The sequence below is a fragment of the Solirubrobacter soli DSM 22325 genome, from assembly GCF_000423665.1.
GTDB lineage: Bacteria > Actinomycetota > Thermoleophilia > Solirubrobacterales > Solirubrobacteraceae > Solirubrobacter > Solirubrobacter soli.
This window is the reverse complement of record NZ_AUIK01000021.1, coordinates 107638-127528: the sequence shown is the minus strand read 5'-3', so window position 1 is coordinate 127528 and position 19891 is coordinate 107638. Positions and strand designations below refer to the sequence as shown.

At 72.7% G+C, this 19891-nt stretch carries 13 protein-coding genes; 6 read left to right on the top strand and 7 right to left on the bottom strand.

Going from position 1 to position 19891, the window contains the following annotated elements; all coding sequences use genetic code 11:
* Positions 1-25 precede the first annotated feature (25 nt).
* Together G569_RS58105 and G569_RS48890 are read left to right on the top strand one after the other, a co-directional pair.
* Positions 26-2800: a serine/threonine-protein kinase gene (locus G569_RS58105; protein WP_157592080.1), complete on the top strand. Its 2775-nt coding sequence runs from the start codon at positions 26-28 to the stop codon at positions 2798-2800.
* An 86-nt stretch (positions 2801-2886) separates the two neighbouring features.
* Positions 2887-6579: a phosphodiester glycosidase family protein gene (locus G569_RS48890; protein ID WP_053226437.1), complete on the top strand. Its 3693-nt coding sequence runs from the start codon at positions 2887-2889 to the stop codon at positions 6577-6579.
* Between the two features lie 46 nt (positions 6580-6625).
* Here the strand turns inward: G569_RS48890 and G569_RS48885 are convergent, their stop codons facing one another.
* Together G569_RS48885 and G569_RS48880 are read right to left on the bottom strand one after the other, a co-directional pair.
* Entirely contained in the window at positions 6626-7171 is a 546-nt protein-coding gene (locus tag G569_RS48885; RefSeq protein WP_053226436.1) for a calcium-binding protein, read from the bottom strand.
* A gap of 66 nt (positions 7172-7237) precedes the next feature.
* Positions 7238-9109 carry an RNA polymerase sigma factor gene (locus G569_RS48880; protein ID WP_037496942.1) on the bottom strand — a complete coding sequence of 624 codons (1872 nt, stop codon included), beginning with the start codon at positions 9107-9109 and terminating at the stop codon, positions 7238-7240.
* Between the two features lie 109 nt (positions 9110-9218).
* Between G569_RS48880 and G569_RS48875 the strand changes: the two genes are divergently transcribed.
* Positions 9219-10217 carry a serine hydrolase domain-containing protein gene (locus tag G569_RS48875; RefSeq protein WP_037497040.1) on the top strand — a complete coding sequence of 333 codons (999 nt, stop codon included), beginning with the start codon at positions 9219-9221 and terminating at the stop codon, positions 10215-10217.
* A 50-nt stretch (positions 10218-10267) separates the two neighbouring features.
* A complete protein-coding gene (locus G569_RS0115790) occupies positions 10268-10567 on the top strand; it encodes a hypothetical protein (protein ID WP_028064113.1) in 300 nt (99 codons plus the stop codon).
* Here G569_RS0115790 and G569_RS48870 read toward each other — a convergent pair.
* Positions 10554-12263, bottom strand: a complete 1710-nt coding sequence (locus G569_RS48870; protein WP_157592079.1) for a sensor histidine kinase — start codon at positions 12261-12263, stop codon at positions 10554-10556. The two genes, G569_RS0115790 and G569_RS48870, sit on opposite strands and share 14 nt — an antisense overlap.
* 166 nt (positions 12264-12429) lie before the next feature.
* Between G569_RS48870 and G569_RS0115780 the strand changes: the two genes are divergently transcribed.
* Positions 12430-13932, top strand: coding sequence for a S53 family peptidase (locus tag G569_RS0115780; RefSeq protein ID WP_028064112.1), 1503 nt, complete (start codon positions 12430-12432; stop codon positions 13930-13932).
* Between the two features lie 138 nt (positions 13933-14070).
* The gene (locus G569_RS0115775) at positions 14071-14418 is read left to right on the top strand and encodes a hypothetical protein (RefSeq protein ID WP_028064111.1); all 348 of its coding nucleotides are present in this window, start codon (positions 14071-14073) and stop codon (positions 14416-14418) included.
* Here the strand turns inward: G569_RS0115775 and G569_RS0115770 are convergent.
* The 4 genes from G569_RS0115770 to G569_RS0115755 form a co-directional block, all read right to left on the bottom strand.
* Positions 14415-15410: a GGDEF domain-containing protein gene (locus G569_RS0115770; RefSeq protein ID WP_028064110.1), complete on the bottom strand. Its 996-nt coding sequence runs from the start codon at positions 15408-15410 to the stop codon at positions 14415-14417. The genes G569_RS0115775 and G569_RS0115770 overlap by 4 nt on opposite strands.
* Positions 15411-15442: 32 nt before the next feature.
* Positions 15443-19105 (bottom strand): SpoIIE family protein phosphatase, encoded by a 3663-nt coding sequence (locus G569_RS48865; protein WP_053226434.1) that lies wholly within the window; start codon positions 19103-19105, stop codon positions 15443-15445.
* A gap of 35 nt (positions 19106-19140) precedes the next feature.
* Positions 19141-19500 (bottom strand): STAS domain-containing protein, encoded by a 360-nt coding sequence (locus G569_RS48860; protein ID WP_064750365.1) that lies wholly within the window; start codon positions 19498-19500, stop codon positions 19141-19143.
* Between the two features lie 84 nt (positions 19501-19584).
* Positions 19585-19878, bottom strand: a complete 294-nt coding sequence (locus tag G569_RS0115755; protein WP_028064109.1) for a DUF4242 domain-containing protein — start codon at positions 19876-19878, stop codon at positions 19585-19587.
* Positions 19879-19891: the final 13 nt, after the last annotated feature.

Here is a 19891-nt window from a genome sequence, read left to right as displayed (position 1 = left end):
ATCGCGGTGGTAGCTTCGACTGGCGGTGACGCCCGAACAGGTTGGCCCCTACCGGATCGTGAGTCAGCTCGGGCGGGGCGGGATGGCGGTCGTCTACCTCGCCCGCCAGCCCGCGTTGGCGCGCAGCGTGGCGCTGAAGGAGCTCGCGCCGTTCCTCGCCGGTGACCCCGCGCTCGCGCAGCGCTTCATCCGCGAGGCGCGCGTCGCGGGCTCGTTGAACCATCCGAACGTCGTCACCGTCTTCGACTTCCTCGAGCAGGACGGCGTCCCCTACATCGCGATGGAGTACCTCGAGCGGGGCTCGCTGCGGCCGTTCGTGGGGCGGATGTCGCTGGCGCAGGTCGCGGGCGTCTTGGAGGGCCTGCTGGCCGCTCTGTCGCACGCCGAGGCGATGAACATCGTCCACCGCGACGTCAAGCCCGAGAACCTGCTGGTGACCGGCGAGGGTGGCGTCAAGATCGCCGACTTCGGCATCGCCAAGGCCATGCAGCAGGTGGCCACGGAGGAGATGCTGACGCCCGCGGGCGCGACCGTCGGCACCCCCGCCTACATGGCCCCCGAGCAGGCGATGGCGCAGGAGATCGGCGGCTGGACCGACCTCTACCAGACCGGCGTCGTCGCCTTCGAGCTGCTGGCCGGAGCGGTGCCGTTCCGTTCCGACGGCTCCCCGGTCGCGGTCCTGATGCAGCACATCACCGACCCCGCTCCGCCCCTTCCCGCGGGCACCCCGCCGGCGCTCGAGGCGTGGGTCGGGCGGATGATGGCCAAGGACCCGTCCGACCGCCCCGCCGACGCCCGCGCCGCCTGGAACGAGCTCGAGGACATCGTGTTGTCGATCGAAGGCCCGCGCTGGCGCCGCGACGCCCGCCTCGGCGAACACGAGCCGACCGTCGAGCACCCGGCCTCCCTGACCCCTGCCCGCTTCTCGTCGTGGCAGAACTACGTGCCGGAGAGCCCGTCGACGCCACCACCCCCACCGCCGCCGACGCCGGTCCCGACCTCGGACCCGATGTTCACGTCGGGCTACGTCGACTTCGTGCGCACACCGCCGCGGGGCGTGCCGGACGACGCGCCCGCCCCGGACGACGTGGCGCCGCCCGGCGACATCCCCGCGCGGCCCGCCGCCGCGCCCGCGCCGGCCGACGACGTGCCCGCGCCGGCAGACGACGTCGCCGCGCCGGCCGACGCCGCGCCCGCGCCGGCCGACGACGTGCCCGCGCCGGCCGACGACGTGCCCGCGCCGGCCGACGCCGTGCCCGCGCCGGCCGACGCCGCGCCCGCGCCGGCCGACGCCGCGCCCGCTCCGCCCGACGACCCGCCCGCGCCGGCCGACGCCGCGCCCGCGCCGGCCGACGCCGCGCCCGCGCCGGCCGACGACCTGCCCGCTCCGGCCGACGACCTGCCCGCTCCGGCCGACGCCGCGCCCGCGCCGGCCGACGACGCGCCCGCGCCGGCCGATGGCTCGCCCGACGACGTCGACCTCGGGCCCGTCACGACGGGCTTCCACGACTATGTCCCGGTCGGGCCACCGGCCGTGCGCGAAGACGCGCCGCCCGAGCAGCCGGCGGCGCGCCTGCCCGCGGTCACGCCTCCGCCCGCGGACACGCCCCCGCCGCTCGCGGACACGCCCGCCACGGAAGTGCCGCCGCCCGCGGAGACGCCCGCCGCGGAAGCGGCGCCGCCCGCGGAGACGTTCCCGCGCGCCGACACGCCGGCTCCGCGCGCGGACACGCCGCCGCCCGCCGCGTTCGCGCCGACCGTCGCGCCCACCACGCCCCTCCCTCCGCCTCCGCCCACGCGGCGCCGCTCCAAGGCCGTTCCGTTCGGCCTGCTCGGGGCAGTGGTCGCCGCGGTCGTCGTCGTGGTCGTCGTCATCTCGAGTGGCGGCGGCGACACGCCCACGCCCACGCCGACACCCACCGCGACCGCCACCGCCACACCGACCGCGACCACCGCGCAACCGCCCGCCGGGCCGTTCACGGTCGGGGACGCTCCTGACGGGATCGCGGTCGGGGCCGGGGCGGTGTGGGCGGTCGGCAGCGGCGACGGCACGCTCACGCGGATCGACCCGCAAACGGGCAAGACCACGAGCGTCGACGTCGGCGACAACCCCGACAGCGTCATCGTGGCGCTCGACTCCGTGTGGGTGTCGGTCACCGGCGAGAACAAGGTCGTGCGGCTGAGCGCCGGCGCACAGCCCAAGATCCAGAAGACCTACGCCGTCGGCAACGGCCCGGAAGGGCTCGCAGCGTCCGACAAGGCGATCTGGGTCGCCGACTCCGGCGACGGGAGCGTCTCGCAGATCATCGCCCGGACCGGTGAGGTCAACCAGATCGACGTCGGCGGCGAGCCCGTGGACCTCGAGATCGGCGCCGGCGCGGTGTGGGTCGCGGACGCGAAGAACGCCAGCGTCGCGCGCGTCGACGGCGGCACCGGCAAGCTCGTCACGAAGGTGAAGGTCGGTCCGAACCCGCGGGCGGTGGCGATCATCGACCGGGACGTCTGGGTCGCGACCGCGGATGACGGCAAGGTCTGGCGGATCGCGGGCGACGACAACAAGACCACCGGCACGGTCGACGTCGGCGGCCAGCCCCGTGACATCGCCACCGATGGCAAGCGCCTCTACGTCACCGACCGCCAGGGCGACAGAGTCATCACGATCGACCCGGCCGGACCGAAGGTCGTCAAGGAGGACCCGGTCCAGGACGGCCCGCTCTCGGTCGCTCCGGACGCCGAGGACCTCTGGGTGACACGAATCGACGCGAACGCCGTCGCGCGCGTCCCGTTGGCTTCCGGCTGACAGTTCACAGCACCGTCACGTAAACCGGGCGCGCCGTCATTTAGATCGCCGGTCTCCCCGCAGTACCTCTCTCAATAGGAGCCCGGATGCTCGAACCACGCCCGCGCACCCTCGTGCGTGCGGTCATAGCGGCGGCTGCGATCGTCGCCGCCACGCCGTCCTTCGCACACGCGGCGGATCGGCTGAGCCTGATCGACACGTCGGAGCCGGTCGGTCCCGGCATCACGCTGCAGCATCACAAGTTCCTCGACTCGTCGGGCTGGTACGACGAGCAGGTCCTGACCGTCGACCTGTCCAACTCGGCGGTGAAGTCGGACCTGCTGACCGCGCCGAAGGTCGCGCAAGGCGAGGCCTTGACGACGATGGCCAACCGCGTCGGCGCGGCTGCCGGCGTGAACGGCGACTTCTTCGACATCGACAGCACCCAGGCCTCGCTCGGCGGCGAGGTCAAGGCAGGCGAGCTGATCAAGAGCGCCGACTTCTCCGGCTGGGCGCACGTCGGTGTCACGAAGGACGGCCTCGGCCGCCTGGTCGACCTCACGCTGCAGGCCACCGCGAACCTCAACAGCACCGAGAAGCCGGTCGTCACGCTCAACGCGGCCAGCTCGGGCGGCGTCCCGGCAGGCAGCATCGTCGCCTACACCTCGGCGTGGGGCAGCCAGATCCGCGGGCGCAGCTTCGCCGGCGTCGCCAATGTCGCCGAGGTCCTGGTCCAGGACGGCAAGGTCGTCCAGGTCAACAACGCGGCGGGAACGGGCGCGATCCCGGACGGCGCGTTCTACCTCGTCGGCCGTGACGCCGGTGCCGATGCCATCAAGGCGCTCAAGCCCGGCGACCCGGTCACGCTGACGTACGGCCTGAAGGACGAGGCCGCACGCCAGATGCAGTGGGCGATCGGCACCAACAAGCCGCTGATCCAGAACGGCGACATCGTCCCGCAGGGCGACACGTCCGTCGCGCCGCGCACCGCCATCGGCTTCAAGGACGGCGGCAAGACGATGTTCCTGCTGATCACCGACGGCCGCCAGCAGCAGGTCGCGCTCGGCACGACGCTCACGCAGACCGCGCAGATGCTCAAGGACCTCGGCGCCGACACCGGCCTGAACCTCGACGGCGGTGGCTCCACCACGCTCGTGGCCCGCCCGCTCGGCGCAACTGCCGCGACCCTGCGCAACACGCCCTCCGACGGGCAGGAGCGCGCCGATCCGACTGGCATCGGCCTCTTCGTCGCGGCGGGGTCGGGCAAGACCGAGGACATCGTGGTCTCGCCTGAGGAGCCGCGCATCTTCCCCGGTCTGCACCGCACGCTGACCGGCGTCGGCATCGACTCCAACCAGGTGCGCGTCGACGGCGCGACCTGGACCCGCACCGTCTCCGACGGTGGCACCGTGGCCGCGCAGATCGGCGACGTCTCCAAGAACGTCAAGGTGCGCACCCTGCACGCGTTGCGCACGCTCGAGCTCTCGACCACGCGCATGTCCTTCGCCGACGTCACCGGCAGCCAGACATTGAAGGTCGTCGGCCGCGACGACGAGGGCTACACCGCCCCGATCGAACTCCAGGACATGACCCTCGACTACGACCACGAGCTGATCAAGGTCGAGGAGTCCGCGGCGGGCTCGCTGAAGGTCACGCCGCTGAAGGCCGGCGGCACGACGCTCTCGATCAAGGTCGCGGGCGAGACGGAGCTGCTCCCGATCACGATCGGGGTCGTCCAGCAGAACGTCTACTCCTTCAACCACGCCGACGAGGTCTCGCGCTGGAACGTCAACGGCACGTCCGCGGCGAACCAGAAGCTCGACACGGACGCCGGCGGCAACCTGCGCCTGACCTACAAGGCCGAGCGCAACAGTGGCATCAGCGCCAAGACCACCGCGTTCCGGATCCCGGTCCCGGGCGCGCCGCTGCGCATCCACCTGAAGCTGAACTCGACGCAGGCGCTGCAGTTCTCCTACATCTCCTACGTCGACGCCGCCGGCGTCTCGCGCGGGCCGCTCGGCACGCCGATCAAGGTCGGCGACGGTGACTACGTGTTCACGCCGCCGGCGGACACGAAGTTCCCGGTCACGATCACCTCCTCGCAGGTGATCGAGACCAACGCGGCGCTCCAGAAGGACGGCGTCGTCACGTACAAGTCGATCGACGCGGACTACTCGGCGACCGTCGACAACCCGCCGGTCAAGCCGCTGAAGGCCGACGCGCTCTTCTCGCCCGACGGCTCGACCAACGGCAAGGACGACTGGAGCTTCGGCACGCTCTCTGACGTCCAGTTCACCGCCGCGGACCCGACGCTGGCCAAGGTCGGCGTGGCCGCCCTGCAGCGCATCCGCAAGACCAACCCGGACCTGATCGTGCTCAACGGCGACATCACGGACCTCGGCGCCGCCGCCGACCTGACGCTCGCCCGCCAGACGCTCGAGGCCGGCGGCTGCCGGCTGATCCCGCTGACCTCGACGATCGGTCGTGACGACACGCCGGCGCCGACCGCCGACAAGACGCCGTGCTACTACGTGCCGGGCAACCACGAGTCCTACCGCTCCAACGGCCAGGGCGACCTGGCGCCGTTCCAGGCCGAGTTCGGCCAGCCCTACGGCACGTTCGACCACAACGGCACGCGCTTCATCCTGCTGGCCTCGTCCTACGGCACGCTGCGCGGCACGTTCTGGGCGCAGATGCCGATGTTCGCATCCGCGCTCGAGCAGGCCGAGACCGACCCCGCGGTGAAGAACGTGATGGTCTTCGCCCACCACCCGGTGGACGATCCTGACATCGCGGACGCCTCGCAACTCGGCGACCGCACCGAGGTCGCGCTGGTCGAGAAGATGCTGTCCGACTTCCGCGACGCGTCCGACAAGGGCGTCTCGATGGTCGGCTCGCACGCCCAGATCGCCAGCGTCGAGCGCATCGAGGGCGTCCCGTACACGGTGCTCCCGTCGTCCGGCAAGGCGCCCTACGGCACGCCGGACCGCGGCGGCTTCACCGGCTGGCTGGACTGGCACGTCGACAAGGACGCGTCCGCCGGACAGCAGTGGCTGACGGCCGACGTCCGCGCGTTCGCGCAGTCGATCGCGCTCGACGCACCCGCCGTCCTGGAGAAGGGCGACTCCGCCGAGATCAACGGCACCATCGTGCAGCCGTCGGGCGTGCAGAACGGCACGCGCGTCGTGCCGCTGCGCTACCCGATGTCGGTGCACTTCGGCGGCTCCGGCAACCTCGCGATCGGTACTGACATCGCGGCCGCCAAGGCCGCCGGCAAGGCGGCGATCCTGGACCCGGCGACCCGCAAGCTCACCGCGCTCGCCAACGGCGACGTGACGGTGCGCGTGACCAACGACTCCATGCGCGAGTACACGGGCGAGGACTCGCTCGCTCCGGTCTCCACCGAGAAGGTCGTGCACATCCAGACGACGCACGTCTCGGCGGATGCGCCCGTCGGCGGTCAGGTCCCGGCGACGCTGGCGCTGACGCTCGGCGGGCCGGCCTCGTTCGGCGCCTTCACGCCGGGCGTCGCGAAGGAGTACACCGCGTCGACGACGGCCAACGTCACCTCGACCGCGGGCGACGCCGCGCTGACCGCCTCGGCGGCCACGCTGGCCAACGGCGCGTTCAAGCTCGCGAAGCCGGTGGTCATCACGCCCGAGAAGACGGCGTGGACCGGCCCGGTGACCGCCGACGCGTTCGCGATCGCCTTCAAGCAGTCGATCGACGCGAACGACCCGCTGCGCACGGGCGCCTACAGCGCCGCGGTGACGTTCACGCTGTCCACCACCACGCCGTAGTGGTGCGCGCCCCGGCGGCATCATGCCGCCGGGGCGCGCGGGTGGGCTACACCGGTCGACGCAGCACGTGCTCGCAGTCGGAAGCGACGTCGTCCTTGAGGTCGGCGAAGACCGTGTCGTCGCCGGCGCCGCAGGCGATCCGGTCCTCGCTGCCGTCGCGGGCGTGGATCACGTCGTCGCCCGGCCCGGCGTCGATCGTGTCGGTCTTCCCGCCGCGGCCCTTGGCCCAGATCCGGTCGTTGCCGTCGCCGCCCAGGATCGTGTCCGAGCCGGCGCGACCTTCGATCCTGTCGTCACCCGCGCCGCCGTCGAGCACATCCGCCCCGCGGCCGCCGCGGAGGACGTCGTTTCCGTCGCCTCCGGAGATCTTGTCGTCGCCCTGCCCGCCATAGATCCGGTCGGGACCGGCCAGGCCGGCGATCGTGTCGTTCCCCGCGAAGGCGAAGATGACATCGATGCCCGGGGTTCCCTGCAAGGTGTCATCGGCCTCGGTACCGCGGATGACATTGACCGACGTCGTCGACTGCGCCGACGCGGCGGCCGGTGCCACGAGCGCCATGGCGGCGAGCAGAGCGATGGTGATGCGAAGCAATTCGAAGCCTCCCAAATGAGGTGTGCGGACACCCGTTGAGACCTCGCCCACCCCGCGAGGTTGCAATCAAGACCCGGAGATTCGCCGCCGCAGCCGCTCGAGCCGCGACGGCTCGGACTCGGGCGTCGCGGTAGGGGAGGGCGTGGCGGTGGGCTCCGGCGTGGGGGCGGGCGTCGGCTGGGCGGCGGCTTGGGGCTGGTCGGACGTGGCGGCCTCAATCGCGGCGCGGCGTTGCGCGGGGGTGAGGTCGGCGGCGGCCTGGCGTTGCGCGGGCGTGGCGTTGTTGGCGGCCTCGACGACGGCGCGGCGTTGCGCGGGCGTGAGGTCGGCCGCGGGGTTGATGGCGGCGCGGCGCTGCGCGGGCGTCATGTCGCGGCCGGTGGTGATGAGCGCGCGGCGTTGCGCGGGGGTGAGGTCGGCGGCGGCGTTGATGGCGGCGCGCCGTTGCGCAGGCGTCATGTCGCGGCCGGCGTTGATGAGCGCGCGGCGTTGCGCGGGGGTGAGGTCGGCGGCGGCGTTGATGGCGGCGCGCCGTTGCGCAGGCGTCATGCCGCGGCCGGCGTTGATGAGCGCGCGGCGTTGGGCGGGCGTGAGGTTCCGGGCGGCCCTGATGGCGGCGCGGCGTTGCGCGGGCGTCAGGTTGGCGGCGGCACGCCGAGCGACGCGCCGTTGTGCCGGCGTGAGGCGGGCAGCGGCCCGACGTCGTGCCGCCGCGCGCCGCGCCGCCCGCCGGTGTGCCCTGGCGACGCGCTTGCGGGCCCGGCGTTGCGCGGCCGTGAGGCGCCGGGCGGCGCGGCGATGCCGCGCCGCTCGCCGCTCGGCGCGCGCGTCGTCGCGCGTGGTCTTCGCGTCGCCCGGCGCGGGCGTCGCGCCGGGCGTCGGCGGCGTGGCGGCGACGAAGACCGGCGACGGCGTGGGCGTGACCGTCGCCGAGACGGTCCGGAACGGCACCGCGCCGGCGCTCTCGGCGCGCGCGTCCGGCGCGGCGCCAAGGTGCGCGGCGGCCGCGCCGCCGACCGCCGTCCCGCCGACGACCACCACGACCGCGACCTTGACGAGCACGGCCACCGCGCCGCCGCCGGCCGTCACCGCCGCGACGCCGCCGCCGGCCACCGCGCCCGCGCCGCCGGCCGCCGCCCCCGCGCCGCCGGCCGCCGCCCCCGCGCCGCCGGCTGCCGCGCCTGCGCCGCCCGTGCCTGTCGCGCCGCCGGCTGCTGCGCCCGCGCCGCCCGCGCTCGCCGCGCCGCCGCCCACGTTTCCTCCCAGGACTCGCGCGAGGATGCTCGCCGGGGCGCTCGCCGGGAGCAGCGTCGCGAGCGCGGCGCGTTGGGACGTCACGCCGCGGTGGAACGCGCGGCAGCTCGGGCATTGGCGGAGATGGCGGCGCAGGCGGGAGCGGCGGAGGTCGGGGCCGTGGGCGATGGAGAGCTCGGCGCGGATCTCGCCGCAGGGGACCGCGCGGGCGGCGCGGTCGGCCATCAACGCCTGGCGGGCGCGGAACACGAGCGCCTTGACGCGGGCCTCGCTGGTGCCCATCACCTCGGCGATCCGACGCTGCGGGAAGTCCGACAGCTGGGCGAGCAAGAGCGCGGCTCGCTGGGGTTCGGGAAGCGCGGCGATGTCCGCCAGGAGCGCGCGCAGCTCGGCGCGGCGCTCGACGGACTCCGCCAGCCCTTCGACCTCGACCACGACCTCGTCGCTCACCACCTCGCGCCGCGCGGCGAGCACGCTCAACGCGCGGTTGCGGGCGATCGTGAACAGCCACGCCCGCGGGTGCTGCGGGACGACGCCGCCGCGCAACGCGTCGAGCGCGCGGACGAAGGTCTGCTGCAGCACGTCCTCGGCCTCCTCGTGGGAGCCCAGCAGGTGCCGGCAGAACGACAGCAGCTCGGCGGCGTGTGCCGCGTACAGGTCTTCCAACGCGCGTTCGCTCGTCATCGCTCGCCCCATCGACCCGCGCGAAGCCCGGAAGTTCGCATCAAGCCATGAGCTGGCGCGTAGGCGCTCAAGCGATGAAAAGGAGGACCATCGGCAGTCTGGACCCACCATGGACGAGATCTGGCGCATCCCCGAGGAACGGCTCCACGGCGGCGAGATCCCCGGCTACGTGGGCGCGGTCCGCATCAACGGCGAGACCCACGTCCGCGCGGCGGGAGCGATGGCGTTCGGCGGGCCGCCGATGCGACCCGACAGCCGCTTCCGCATTGCGTCGGTGACGAAGCCGATCGGCGGCGCGCTGACGCTGCTCGCGATCGAGGACGGAACGATCACCCTGGACGACGAGGTCGAGCACTACGTCCCGGAACTCCCCGGCGACGCGACCGTCCGCCACCTGTTGACGTTCACGTCGGGCTGGGGCGTGACGATGACGCAAACGCCCGCGAGTCAGAAGATGCTGGAGCTCGACATCCATCCGGGCCCGCTCACGCCGCAGATGACCGGGGACGAGTTCGTGCGCCGCCTCGCTCAGGTCCCGCGTCCGTTCGCCCCCGGCGAAGGCTGGCTGTATGACACGAGCATGGACGTGCTCGCGGTCCTCCTCGCACGCGCGACCGGGCAACGCGTCAGCGCCCTGCTCGAAGAACGCATCTTCGCCCCGCTGGGCATGACCGACACCGCCTACTTCGCCACCGACCGCATGACCACGGCGTACATGAACGGCGAGGTGCTCGACCCGCCCGACGGCACCCACGCGACGCCGCCGCTCTTCGAGGAGCTGGCATCGGGCCTCGTCTCGACGGCAGAGGACGTCCTGCGCTTCTACACCGCCGTCGCCGAGCTCGTCGACACCGAAGCGATGACCCGCGACCAGCTCACCCCACGACAACGCGAAGCCGCGGAACCGTTCCTCGGCGCCACCACCAGCTGGGGCTACGCGACCGGCGTCGACGACAGCGGCCGCTGGGGGTGGGACGGGGGAACCGGCACGACCGCGCGGGTCGATCCGGCCAACGACACCGTCGCCGTCCTGCTCACGCAGCGCGCCATGACGAGCCCGAAAGACGGGTTCGATGACTTTCACGACGCGGTGCGGGCCGCCGCGTAAAGGGGGGAGAACGCAGTCAAGGATGGGCGCCAGGGGTCGACGTAGAGGACATGCCCTCCCACCCGTATTGGACGATCGAGACGGCGCGCCCGCGCGGGTTCTGGCGCCGGCGCCGCGAAACCCTGATGGCCCCGCAGACGCGTCCCGAGTGCGTCGGCACGTGGCTGATCGAGTACCTCGAGCAGCACCCCCGGGACCACACGTTCTCCCGCATTCGCGTGCTCGAGCATCCGATCGAGGGCATCGCGCCGCTCGTGGTCGACCGCCCGCGCGGCTTCATCGACTACGCCCGCGACCCGCTCGCGGGTCTCACCTACCTGCCGGACCTGCAGCTCGTCAGCGTGGGATGACGGCGCGGACGGTCGTTCCGCGCCCCACGGGCGAGACGACCTCGAGCCGCCCGTCCAGCGCCGCGATCCGGTCGCTCAGGCCGCGCAGGCCCGACCCGCTGCCCGGGTCGGCCCCGCCGACCCCATCGTCGACGACGGTCACGACCACACGCCCGTCCACGCACTGCACCTCCACCGAGGCGTGTGACGCGTCCGCGTAGCGGGCGACGTTCGTGATCGCCTCGGCGACGACGAAGTAGGCCGCGGCCTCGATCGGCGCCGGCAGCCGCTCGGCCGGCACCGCGGTGATCTCGATCGGCAACGGCATCCGCCCGGCGAGCGCTTCAAGGGCGGACCCGAGCCCACGATCGGACAAGACCGCCGGATGGATCCCGCGCGCGAGCTCGCGCAGCTCACGGATCGCTTCGTCGAGGTTCGCTGCCGCGTCGTCGAGCAACTCGCCCGCGGCGGAAGGATCGCCCGCCACCCGCGACCGCGCGAGCCGCAACGACAACGCCAAGGCCACGAGCCGCTGCTGCGCCCCGTCATGCAGGTCGCGCTCGATCTTGCGGCGCGCCGCGTCGGCGCTCTCCACGATCCGCGCCCGCGACGCGCGCAGCTCGGACACCGTCGCGCGCAGGTCCGCCGTCAACCGCTCGTTCTCCAACGCCAGCGCTGCCGCGCCGCCCACGGCGTGCACGAGCTCCGGCTCCTCCGCCAGCGACGGGTCGTGGACCAGCATCGCGATCGTGTGCCCGTCGCGCGAGACCGGCGTGCAGCGGCCTTCGTCGGCCGGCAGCACGACCACGTCACCGCGCGCGTCGACCCACTCGCCCCGCTCGGGCAACCAGTAGGCCAGCGCGAGCGACGGATCGCGCAGCGCATCGGCCAGCGCGCCCTGCAGGTCACCGGTGCCCGCGCCGAGCCGCGCGACGAGCTCGTTGACCGCGCCCGCCCCGACGACCCGCGCCCGCAGCAGCCCCGCGAGGAACGCGAACGGCACCGTCGCCAGCGCGATCACCCGCGCCCGTTCGAGCGTCTCCTGAAAGCCCGGGGCCACGTCCAACATGCCGAGCACCGACCAGACGGCGTACAAACCGAGCACCAGGCCGCCGCTCGCGTACACCAACGTCAAAGCGCGCCGCGACGGCCTCGTCGCCCCGCTCCAGCGCCGCACGATCACCACGCCGAGCACCGCGATCAACAGGGCGACGACACCCAGCCGCACCCGCGACAGGACGTCGAACAGCGACGGCCGGGCGTCGACCAGCAGCGGGTTGGCCGGGAGCCCGAACGCTCCGGTGTCCTCGATCACCATGCACGCCCACCAGAACACGGTGGCCGTGAAGTACATGAGCCCCGCCAGCACGAGCTCGAAACGCGTGACCAGCCGCCCCGACGGGAACGCGAGCAGGATGTGGAAGAGGATCGCGTACGGCACCGCGATCAGCGCGAGGCCGATGATGAACGGCCACGAGTCCGTGGTCACGATCAGCCCGGACAGGCAGTAGGTGAACCCGACCGCGACCAGCAGCGCGCCGAACGGGTTCTCGGGCCGTCGCTGCCACGCGCGCAGGCCGGTGAAGATCGACGCGCCGCCGATCACCGGCCCGAACACGGCGATCAGGTCGCGATGGTGGCCTCCGACGCTGTGGACCGCGACCGCGAGCGGCACGGCCGAAGCGACGAGACCGAGCGCAGCGAGGCCTCCCAGCACGCGCTGCAGGCTTGGTGAGGAAGCCGGCAAGGCGGTGTCCAGACTAGCCGTCAATCCCACGTGACGATCGCGCCGACTTCATCGTCATTTCAGCGTTCGCCGAAAAGGTGAGATGAAAGAGGGCGGCACTCGCGGGGGGTGCCGCGTTTCACAGAAGGAGCTTGTCTTGACGAAGCGATTCGCATTCGCTGCGGCGATCGGCGCTGCGCTCTCGATGGCCGTGGCGACGTCCGCATCGGCGACGCCGCAGGCCATCCAGGCGCCCGAGCCCGTCGCGAGCACCGGCGATGCCACAACACCGGACTGCGTCACGCCGGCACCAGCCGTGGCCTACGCCTGGCTGCACTGCTACACGGCCCAGCAGATCCGGGCGGCCTACGGCGTCGATCAGCTGTCCAACAAGGGCGATGGGCAGACGATCGTCCTGGTCGATTCCTACGGCAGCCCGACGGCCGCGCAGGACCTGAAGACGTTCCATGACACGTTCTTCCCGACCGAACCCGCGCCCGACTTCACGGCCGTGTATCCCAACGGGCAGCCCGACTTCAAGAACGTCGGCAACGGACAGTCCGGCTCCGCGGGCGCCGAGGGCTGGGCCGGCGAGGCGACGCTGGACATCGAGTGGGCGTACGCGATCGCGCCGCACGCCCACATCGTCCTGCTCGGCGTCCCGCCGGCCGAGACGGAGGGCGTCCAGGGCTTCCCGAACCTGTTCAAGGCGATCTCCGACGCGATCGACCAGTACCCGCCCGGCACCGTCTTCTCGCAGTCCTTCGGGGTGACCGAGCAGACCTTCGGGGGCGCTGCGCAGGCCCAGACCGCGCGCTTCGACGCCGTCTACCAGAAGGCGATCGCCAAGGGCGACACGGTCCTCGCCTCGTCAGGCGACGACGGCACGACCGGGCCCTCAAAGCAGCACCGCGACTCGGTGAACTACACCGTGCCGACCGTCGGCTGGCCGGCGTCGAGCCCGTACGTCACGGCGGTCGGCGGCACGCAGCTGCAGTACGGCTGGACGTGGAACCCGAGCAGCGACGTCCCGTTCACCGCCGACGGCGACTACAACCCCGCGTACTGGAACGCGATCGCCGGCGGGAACACCGAGGCCGTGTGGAACGAGTCCTGGCTGCCCGCCGCCACCGGGGGTGGCCCCAGCACGATCTACGCGCGCCCCAGCTGGCAGGACAGCGTCGCGAGCCGGATCCCCGGAAACCATCGCGGCGTCCCGGACCTGGCGTGGAACGCGGCCGTGAACGGCGGCGTGCTCGTGTACACGTCGTTCTTCCCGAAGACCGACCGCGTCGGCTGGCACGTCTATGGCGAGACGAGCGCGGCCTCGCCGCAGGTCGCCGGGCTCGTCGCGCTCGCCAACGAGCAGCAACGCACGAGCAATCAGCCGCCGCTGGGACACCTCGCCCCGCTGCTGTACAAGGTCGGCTCGAACCCCGCCGCCTTCCGCGACATCGCCCCGGTCACCGAGGGCAGCGCTCTCAGCGGCCGGCTCGTCGACAACCGCCTGTTCGACTACAACGGCGACGGCCTCCCGGTCACCCCGGGCCCGGTCAGCGGCTGGCCCGTCACCAGCGGCTGGGACATGACCACCGGCTTCGGGACGCCCAAGGCGCCCGGGTTCGTGGCCGCGATCCGCGCCGCCCGCAACACCCCCTGAACGGCGCATCGGTGGGGGTGGCCAGGATTTCCGTCCTCTGAGTCAAGTTTTCCTGACCACCCCCCGAACCGAGCGCGGCGGGGGGTGCGCGGTGCGAATCCGCGTCGGTGGCTGCGGGCCGCTACTGTCGCGCAGCTCATGGAGCTCGTGACCTGCATCTACAGCGCCCCGATCCCGATCGGCCACCGGATCGAGGTCCGGTGGTTCCAGTCGAGCGGGGGCGGCGTGTTCGGCAACAAGACCGAGGAGCAGCCGCACCAGCCCCTGATCAAGGACCTCGACACCGGGATCGAGTACATGGGCGACTGGATGCTCAAGCACGCCGGCTCCAAGCGCCCCAAGCGTGCGCTCGAGACCGAGGAGCACCTCAAGCACGAGCTCGAGGTCGTGCGCACGGTCGTCGGCACCGTCCGCCGCTGCCGCGTGGTCACGGTCGCGTGGAGCGAATACGACGTCCAGACCCACCTGGACGTCGAGCCCGATTAGACCGTGGCGACGCGCCGGGCGGCGTAGAGCCGCTCGTCGGCCCTGCGCACCAGGGTGTCGGCCGCGAAGCCGTCGTCGGGCGCGGCGGCGACACCGGTCGTCGCCTGCACCCGCTCGGCCAACGCGGCGCGGGTGCGCACCGCGACCGCCACGGCGCCCGCGAGGTCCATCCCCGGCAGGATCAGCGCGAACTCGTCGCCGCCCAGCCGGGCGACCGCGTCATCCCCACGCACCAGCGCCTGCAGCGTGCGGGCGACCCACACCAGCAGCTCGTCGCCCGCGGGGTGACCGAAGGTGTCGTTGACCGCCTTGAAGCCGACGAGGTCGAACAGGACCAAGCCCGTTCCCACCACCTCGCCGCTGAAGCGCTCGGTGAACCCGAGCCGGTTCAGGCAGCCCGTCAGCGAGTCGGTGCGCGAGATCCGCAGCAGGTGGTTCGCGCGGCGGGTGTTCAGGCGCGCCTGCCAGATGCACATGAAGGCGACGAGCGCGAGGCAGGTCGCGAAGACGAGGATCGTCGACGGCGACAACGACGCGGCCGCGCCGGTCTGCTCGAGCAGCGCGAGCGACACGTACGCGCCGAGGCTCGACACGCTCACCACGACCACCAGCGTGAACGGATACGACAGCGCCGAGAAGACCATCGTCAGGAAGAACACGAGCGTGGCCGGACTGCGGGTGCCGCCGGAGCCCGCCGCCAACGCGGTGATGAAGACGATGTTGGCCATGCTCCAGCTCACGAAGAACGGCTCGCGCCAACGGGAGCGAACGATGCGCTCGTGCGGGAGCAGCGCCACGAGCAACGCGGTGAGCGCGGCGATGACGAGGAACGTCGCCATCAGCGCCCGCCCCGCCTCATGCCACGTCGCCGCGACCCACACGGCCAGCGCCGCGATGATCGCGAACGACACGAAGACCCCGATCGGCACGCTCTGCGCACGCAGCCGCAGCCCGTCGTCGAGCGGGTCCCGCGGCACTCGCGCGTCCTGCATACCCGTGTGGTCGGCCCGGCCGGCCGCCGGCTTTAGGCGTAGCGGGTGAGATCGAGCGCGCACCACACGGACTTGCCGTCGCGGATCGGGCGCGTGCCCCACTCGTCGGCCATGATCGCGACGAGCTGGAGGCCGCGGCCGTGGACGTCGTCGGCGGTCGGGCGCAGCTTGCGGGGGACCGCCGTCGCGGTGTCGGAGACCTCGATCAGCAGGTGCTCGCGGGCGCGTCGCAGGCGCAGCCGGATCGGCCCGCGGCCGTGCACGATCGCGTTGGTGACCATCTCTGAGACGAGCAGGATCGCGTCGCGCGTCAGCGCTTCCGGCAATGCCAGGGCGGCGAGGGTGATCCTGGTGAACGAGCGCGCCTGGTGCACGGCGCGGACGTCGTCGTCGATGGAGAGCTGGGCGGACGCGGGCTCGTCGCCCTCCAGCACGCAGGCGACGAGGACCGCCACGTCGTCGTCGGAGCCCTCCGGCGCCAACGCTGAGACGAGCACGCCCGGCAGCTCGGCCACCGGCTCGGCGGCAGCGGCGAACCGGGCGGCGAGCAGGTCGATCCCGGCGTCGAGGTTGCGGTCGCGGCGCTCGACCAACCCGTCGGTGTAGAGCGCGAGGCACCCGCCGACCGGCAGCTCGACCACCTCCTCTTCGAGCGTGAGCGGCCCCGCGCCGAGCGGCGGTCCGGCCGCGCCGGTCAGTCGCCGCACCGGCGCGCCGGCCACCCGCAGCAGCGGCGGGAGATGGCCGGCGTTGGCGTAGATCAGCGACCGGTCGGTGGGATCGAAGACCGCGTAGACGCACGTGACGATCTGGACCTCGCCGAGATCGCGCACGACGGCGTCGAGGGACTCGAGGATGTCGGCGGGCGGGAGGTCGAGCCGCGCGTAGGCCCGGACGGCGGTCCGCAACTGACCCATGACCGCCGCGGCGTTGACGCCGCGGCCCATCACGTCGCCGATCACCAGCGCGGTGCGTCCCGCCCCGACCTGGATGACGTCGTACCAGTCGCCGCCGACCTGGGTGCCGGCGACGCCCGGCTGGTAGAAGGTGGCGACCTCGAGCCGGTCGGGGGCGAACGTCACTGCTGGGAGCAGCGAGTGCTGGAGGTGGTCGGCGATCTCGCGCTCGCGCGCGCTCGCCTCGCGCTCGGCGGCGGCGCTCGCCAGCGCCCGCTCGGCCTCGCGCTGGGCGGTGATGTCCTGGAGGCTGCCGCGCAGGCGCACGGGGTCGTCGCCGTCGAGCTCGCCGAGCGCACGCACCCACGGGCGCCCCGGCAGCGCCAGCTGGACCTCGACGTCGATCGGCACCCCCTGCGTCCCGGCCTCGATGGCGGCCCGCAGGCGTGGCACGTCAGCCGGGTCGAAGATCCGCTCGAAGGCGGCCTCCAGGCCACCGGACGCGAGCTCCTCGGCCGTCCGCTGGAGGATCCGGGCCAGCTCCTCCGAACCGCTGATCGCGCCGCTGGCGAGGTCGAGCTCCCAGCTGCCGACGCGCGCGAGCCGCTGCGCCTGGTCGATCAGGTCCTGGCTCTTCCGCAGCCGATCACGGGTGCGCCGGACGCGGTCGAGCTCGAGGTTCGCGGCGACGCGCGCGAGCAGTTCGCGGGCCGCGAACGGCTTGATCAGATAGTCGTCGGCGCCGGCCTCGAGCCCTTCGATCGTGCCTTCCTCGCCCGCTCGCGCCGAGAGCATGATCACCGGGACGCCCATCGTCGCCGGGTCCTCCTGCAGCGCCGCGAGCAGCCCGAAGCCGTCCAGGCGGGGCATCATCACGTCGGTCAGCACGAGGTCGGGCGGGTGCGCCCGCGCCTGCTCGAGCGCGTCGACGCCGTCCGCCGCGGTCTGGACCGCGTACTCGGACGCCAGCAGCGTGGCGATGTAGCGCCGCATGTCCGCGTTGTCGTCGACGACGAGCACGCGCGGGGCATCCGGGTCGGTCACGGCGGCGATGCCGTCGTCGTCGGTCCCGAGCCAGCGCGAAGCCTCCTCGAGGAACCCTTCGGCCTGCTGGCGGGCGCTGACCGCGGCGTCCCCGTCGCGGCGGATGTCCTCCTGCGGAAGATGCGCGTCCCCGAACGGCACGTCCACCGTGAACGTGGAGCCCTCGCCGCGGCGGCTGGTCGCCGCGGCGCAGCCGCCGTGCAGCTCGGCGAGCTCGGCCACGAGGGCGAGGCCGATCCCTGAGCCCTCGTGTGAGCGCGCCCGCACGCCCGCGACGCGGTGGAAGCGCTCGAAGAGCCGCGGGAGCTCGTCCTCCGGGATCCCGATGCCGGTGTCGGTGACGGTCAGCCGCGCCCGGTCGGACTGCGCGCTCAGCCGCACCGTCACACCGCCGTCGAAGGTGAACTTCAACGCGTTGGAGAGCAGGTTGAGCACGATCTTGGCCCACATCTCGCGGTCGACGTAGACCGGTTCGGGTAGCGGCGGGCACTCGATCTCGATCGTCAGGCCGGCACGCTCGACGGCCGACTCGAACATGCTCGCGAGCTCGGCCGTGTAGCGCGCGAGGTCGACCGGCTCGAACTGCGCGCGCACGTTCCCGCTCTCGAGCCGGGAGAAGTCCAGCAGCGTGTTGACCAGCTTCAGCAGGCGCTGCGCGTTGCGGGTGATGACCTCGACGCGGCCGCGTTGCTTGTCCGGCAGCGCCGCGTCCGGGTCGGCGAGCGCGTCCTCGGCCGGGCCGAGCAGGAGCGTCAGCGGCGTCCGCAGCTCGTGGCTGACGTTGGTGAAGAACGCGGTCTTCGCGCGGTCGAGCTCGGCCAGCGCCTCGGCGCGCCGGCGCTCGGCCTCATACGCCCGGGCACCCGCGATGGCGGCCGCGACCTGGCCCGCGACGAGGCCGAGGAACCCGCGGTAGTCGTCGTCCAGCTGCCGGTAGCGGTTGAGCGCCGCGACCAGGAACCCGGGCGAGTCGACCTGGCCCTGAGCGGACAGCGGGAGCACCGCCGCGGCGTACGGTGGCTCGGCCCAGGCGCCGGTCGGAAGGTCGTCGACGTCGAGCTCGACCATGTCCGCGTCGGCCGGCCAGATCCGGTGGGTGACGGGGTGGTCGGCCGCGATGCCGGTGGCCGCGCGCAGGACGGGCGTCCCCTCGTCGTCATAGAGGTAGGCGAGCGCGAAGGGCAGGTCGTGCGGGTTGCCGGCCAGCTGCCGTGAGACGCTCGCGAGCACCTCGTCCTCGCTCGACGTCGACGACACGGAGCCGAGGTCGCGCAGCGTCGCCAGCCTCCGCTCGCCGATGACGCGGTCCGTGTCCTCGGAGACGACGCACAGCATCCCCGCGATGCGGCCGTCCTCGTCGGTCAGCGGGCTGTAGGAGAACGTGTGGTAGGTCTCCTCGGCGTAGCCGGAGCGTGCGAGGAAGAGCTGCAGCGCCTCGTCCCACGTCGCGATCCCGGTACGCATCACGGTCTCGATCCGCGGCCCGATGTCGGGCCAGATCTCCGCCCACACCTCGCGCGCGGAGCGCCCGAGCGCCCACGGGTACTTCTTGGCCAGCGTGTCGCGCCGGTAGGCGTCATTGCAGAAGAACGTGAGGTCCGAGCCCCACGCCATCCACATCGCGAAGCGCGAGGTCAGGACGACCTGGACGACGGTCTGCAGCGAGCGCGGCCAGTGCTCGGGCGGGCCGAGCGGGTGTGCGGCCCAGTCGACCGCCAGCGTGTCGCGCCCGACCTCGCCACCCGCGAGGAGCACGTCACGAATGCCGGATTCCGCGGCCCGCTCTTGCGTCACGCGTCGCCGCCGGCGAAGAAGGCGTCCGGGTCGTCGACGAACGTCAGGACCTTCGTGAGCCCTGACATCTCGAGGATCCGATGGACGTCGGTGGCGCCGCCGACCGCCACCGCGAACCGGAACCCCTGCTTGCGCGCGCGCTGGTTGGACTCGACGATCAGCCCGAGGCCGCTGGAGTCCATGAAGGTGACACCCCGCAGATCGAGGACCACGGCGCTGTCACGCGAGCCGTGACCTGCGAGCGCGGCCTTGATCTCCGGCGCCGACCAGAGGTCGATCTCGCCGCTGGCGACGACGACCACACCGGCCTCGCGTCGCTCCAGGCGCACGTCAAATGGTCGCTCCTCCACCGACATCGGAGGAGCTTATTCCCCTGTCCGACCGATTTCAGGCGCGCGGCGGGTTTCCCCTTGCACCGCCGCGCGCCTGATGTCCCGCCCCTAGGAGGCGGCGGGAACCGGGTCCGGGTTCACGATCACCGTTTCGGCGATGAGCGTGATCTCGTCCGCCGGCATACCGGTGCGCTCGGCCTGCTCGCGCACCTTCTCGGCGCTCGTGCCCTCGTAGATGCACAGCGTGCCGAGCTTGCCGGAGTCTTCCTGCACGATGTAGGTGCGGATCCAGCGGATGTCAGCCGCCATGTCCTCGCCCACCTGTGCGGACTTCGCGGCCGTCGCCTGCAGCTCCTCGGGGGTGCCCCAGAAGTCACGACGGCGGATGGCGTAGAGATTCATGCTTGACCTGCCT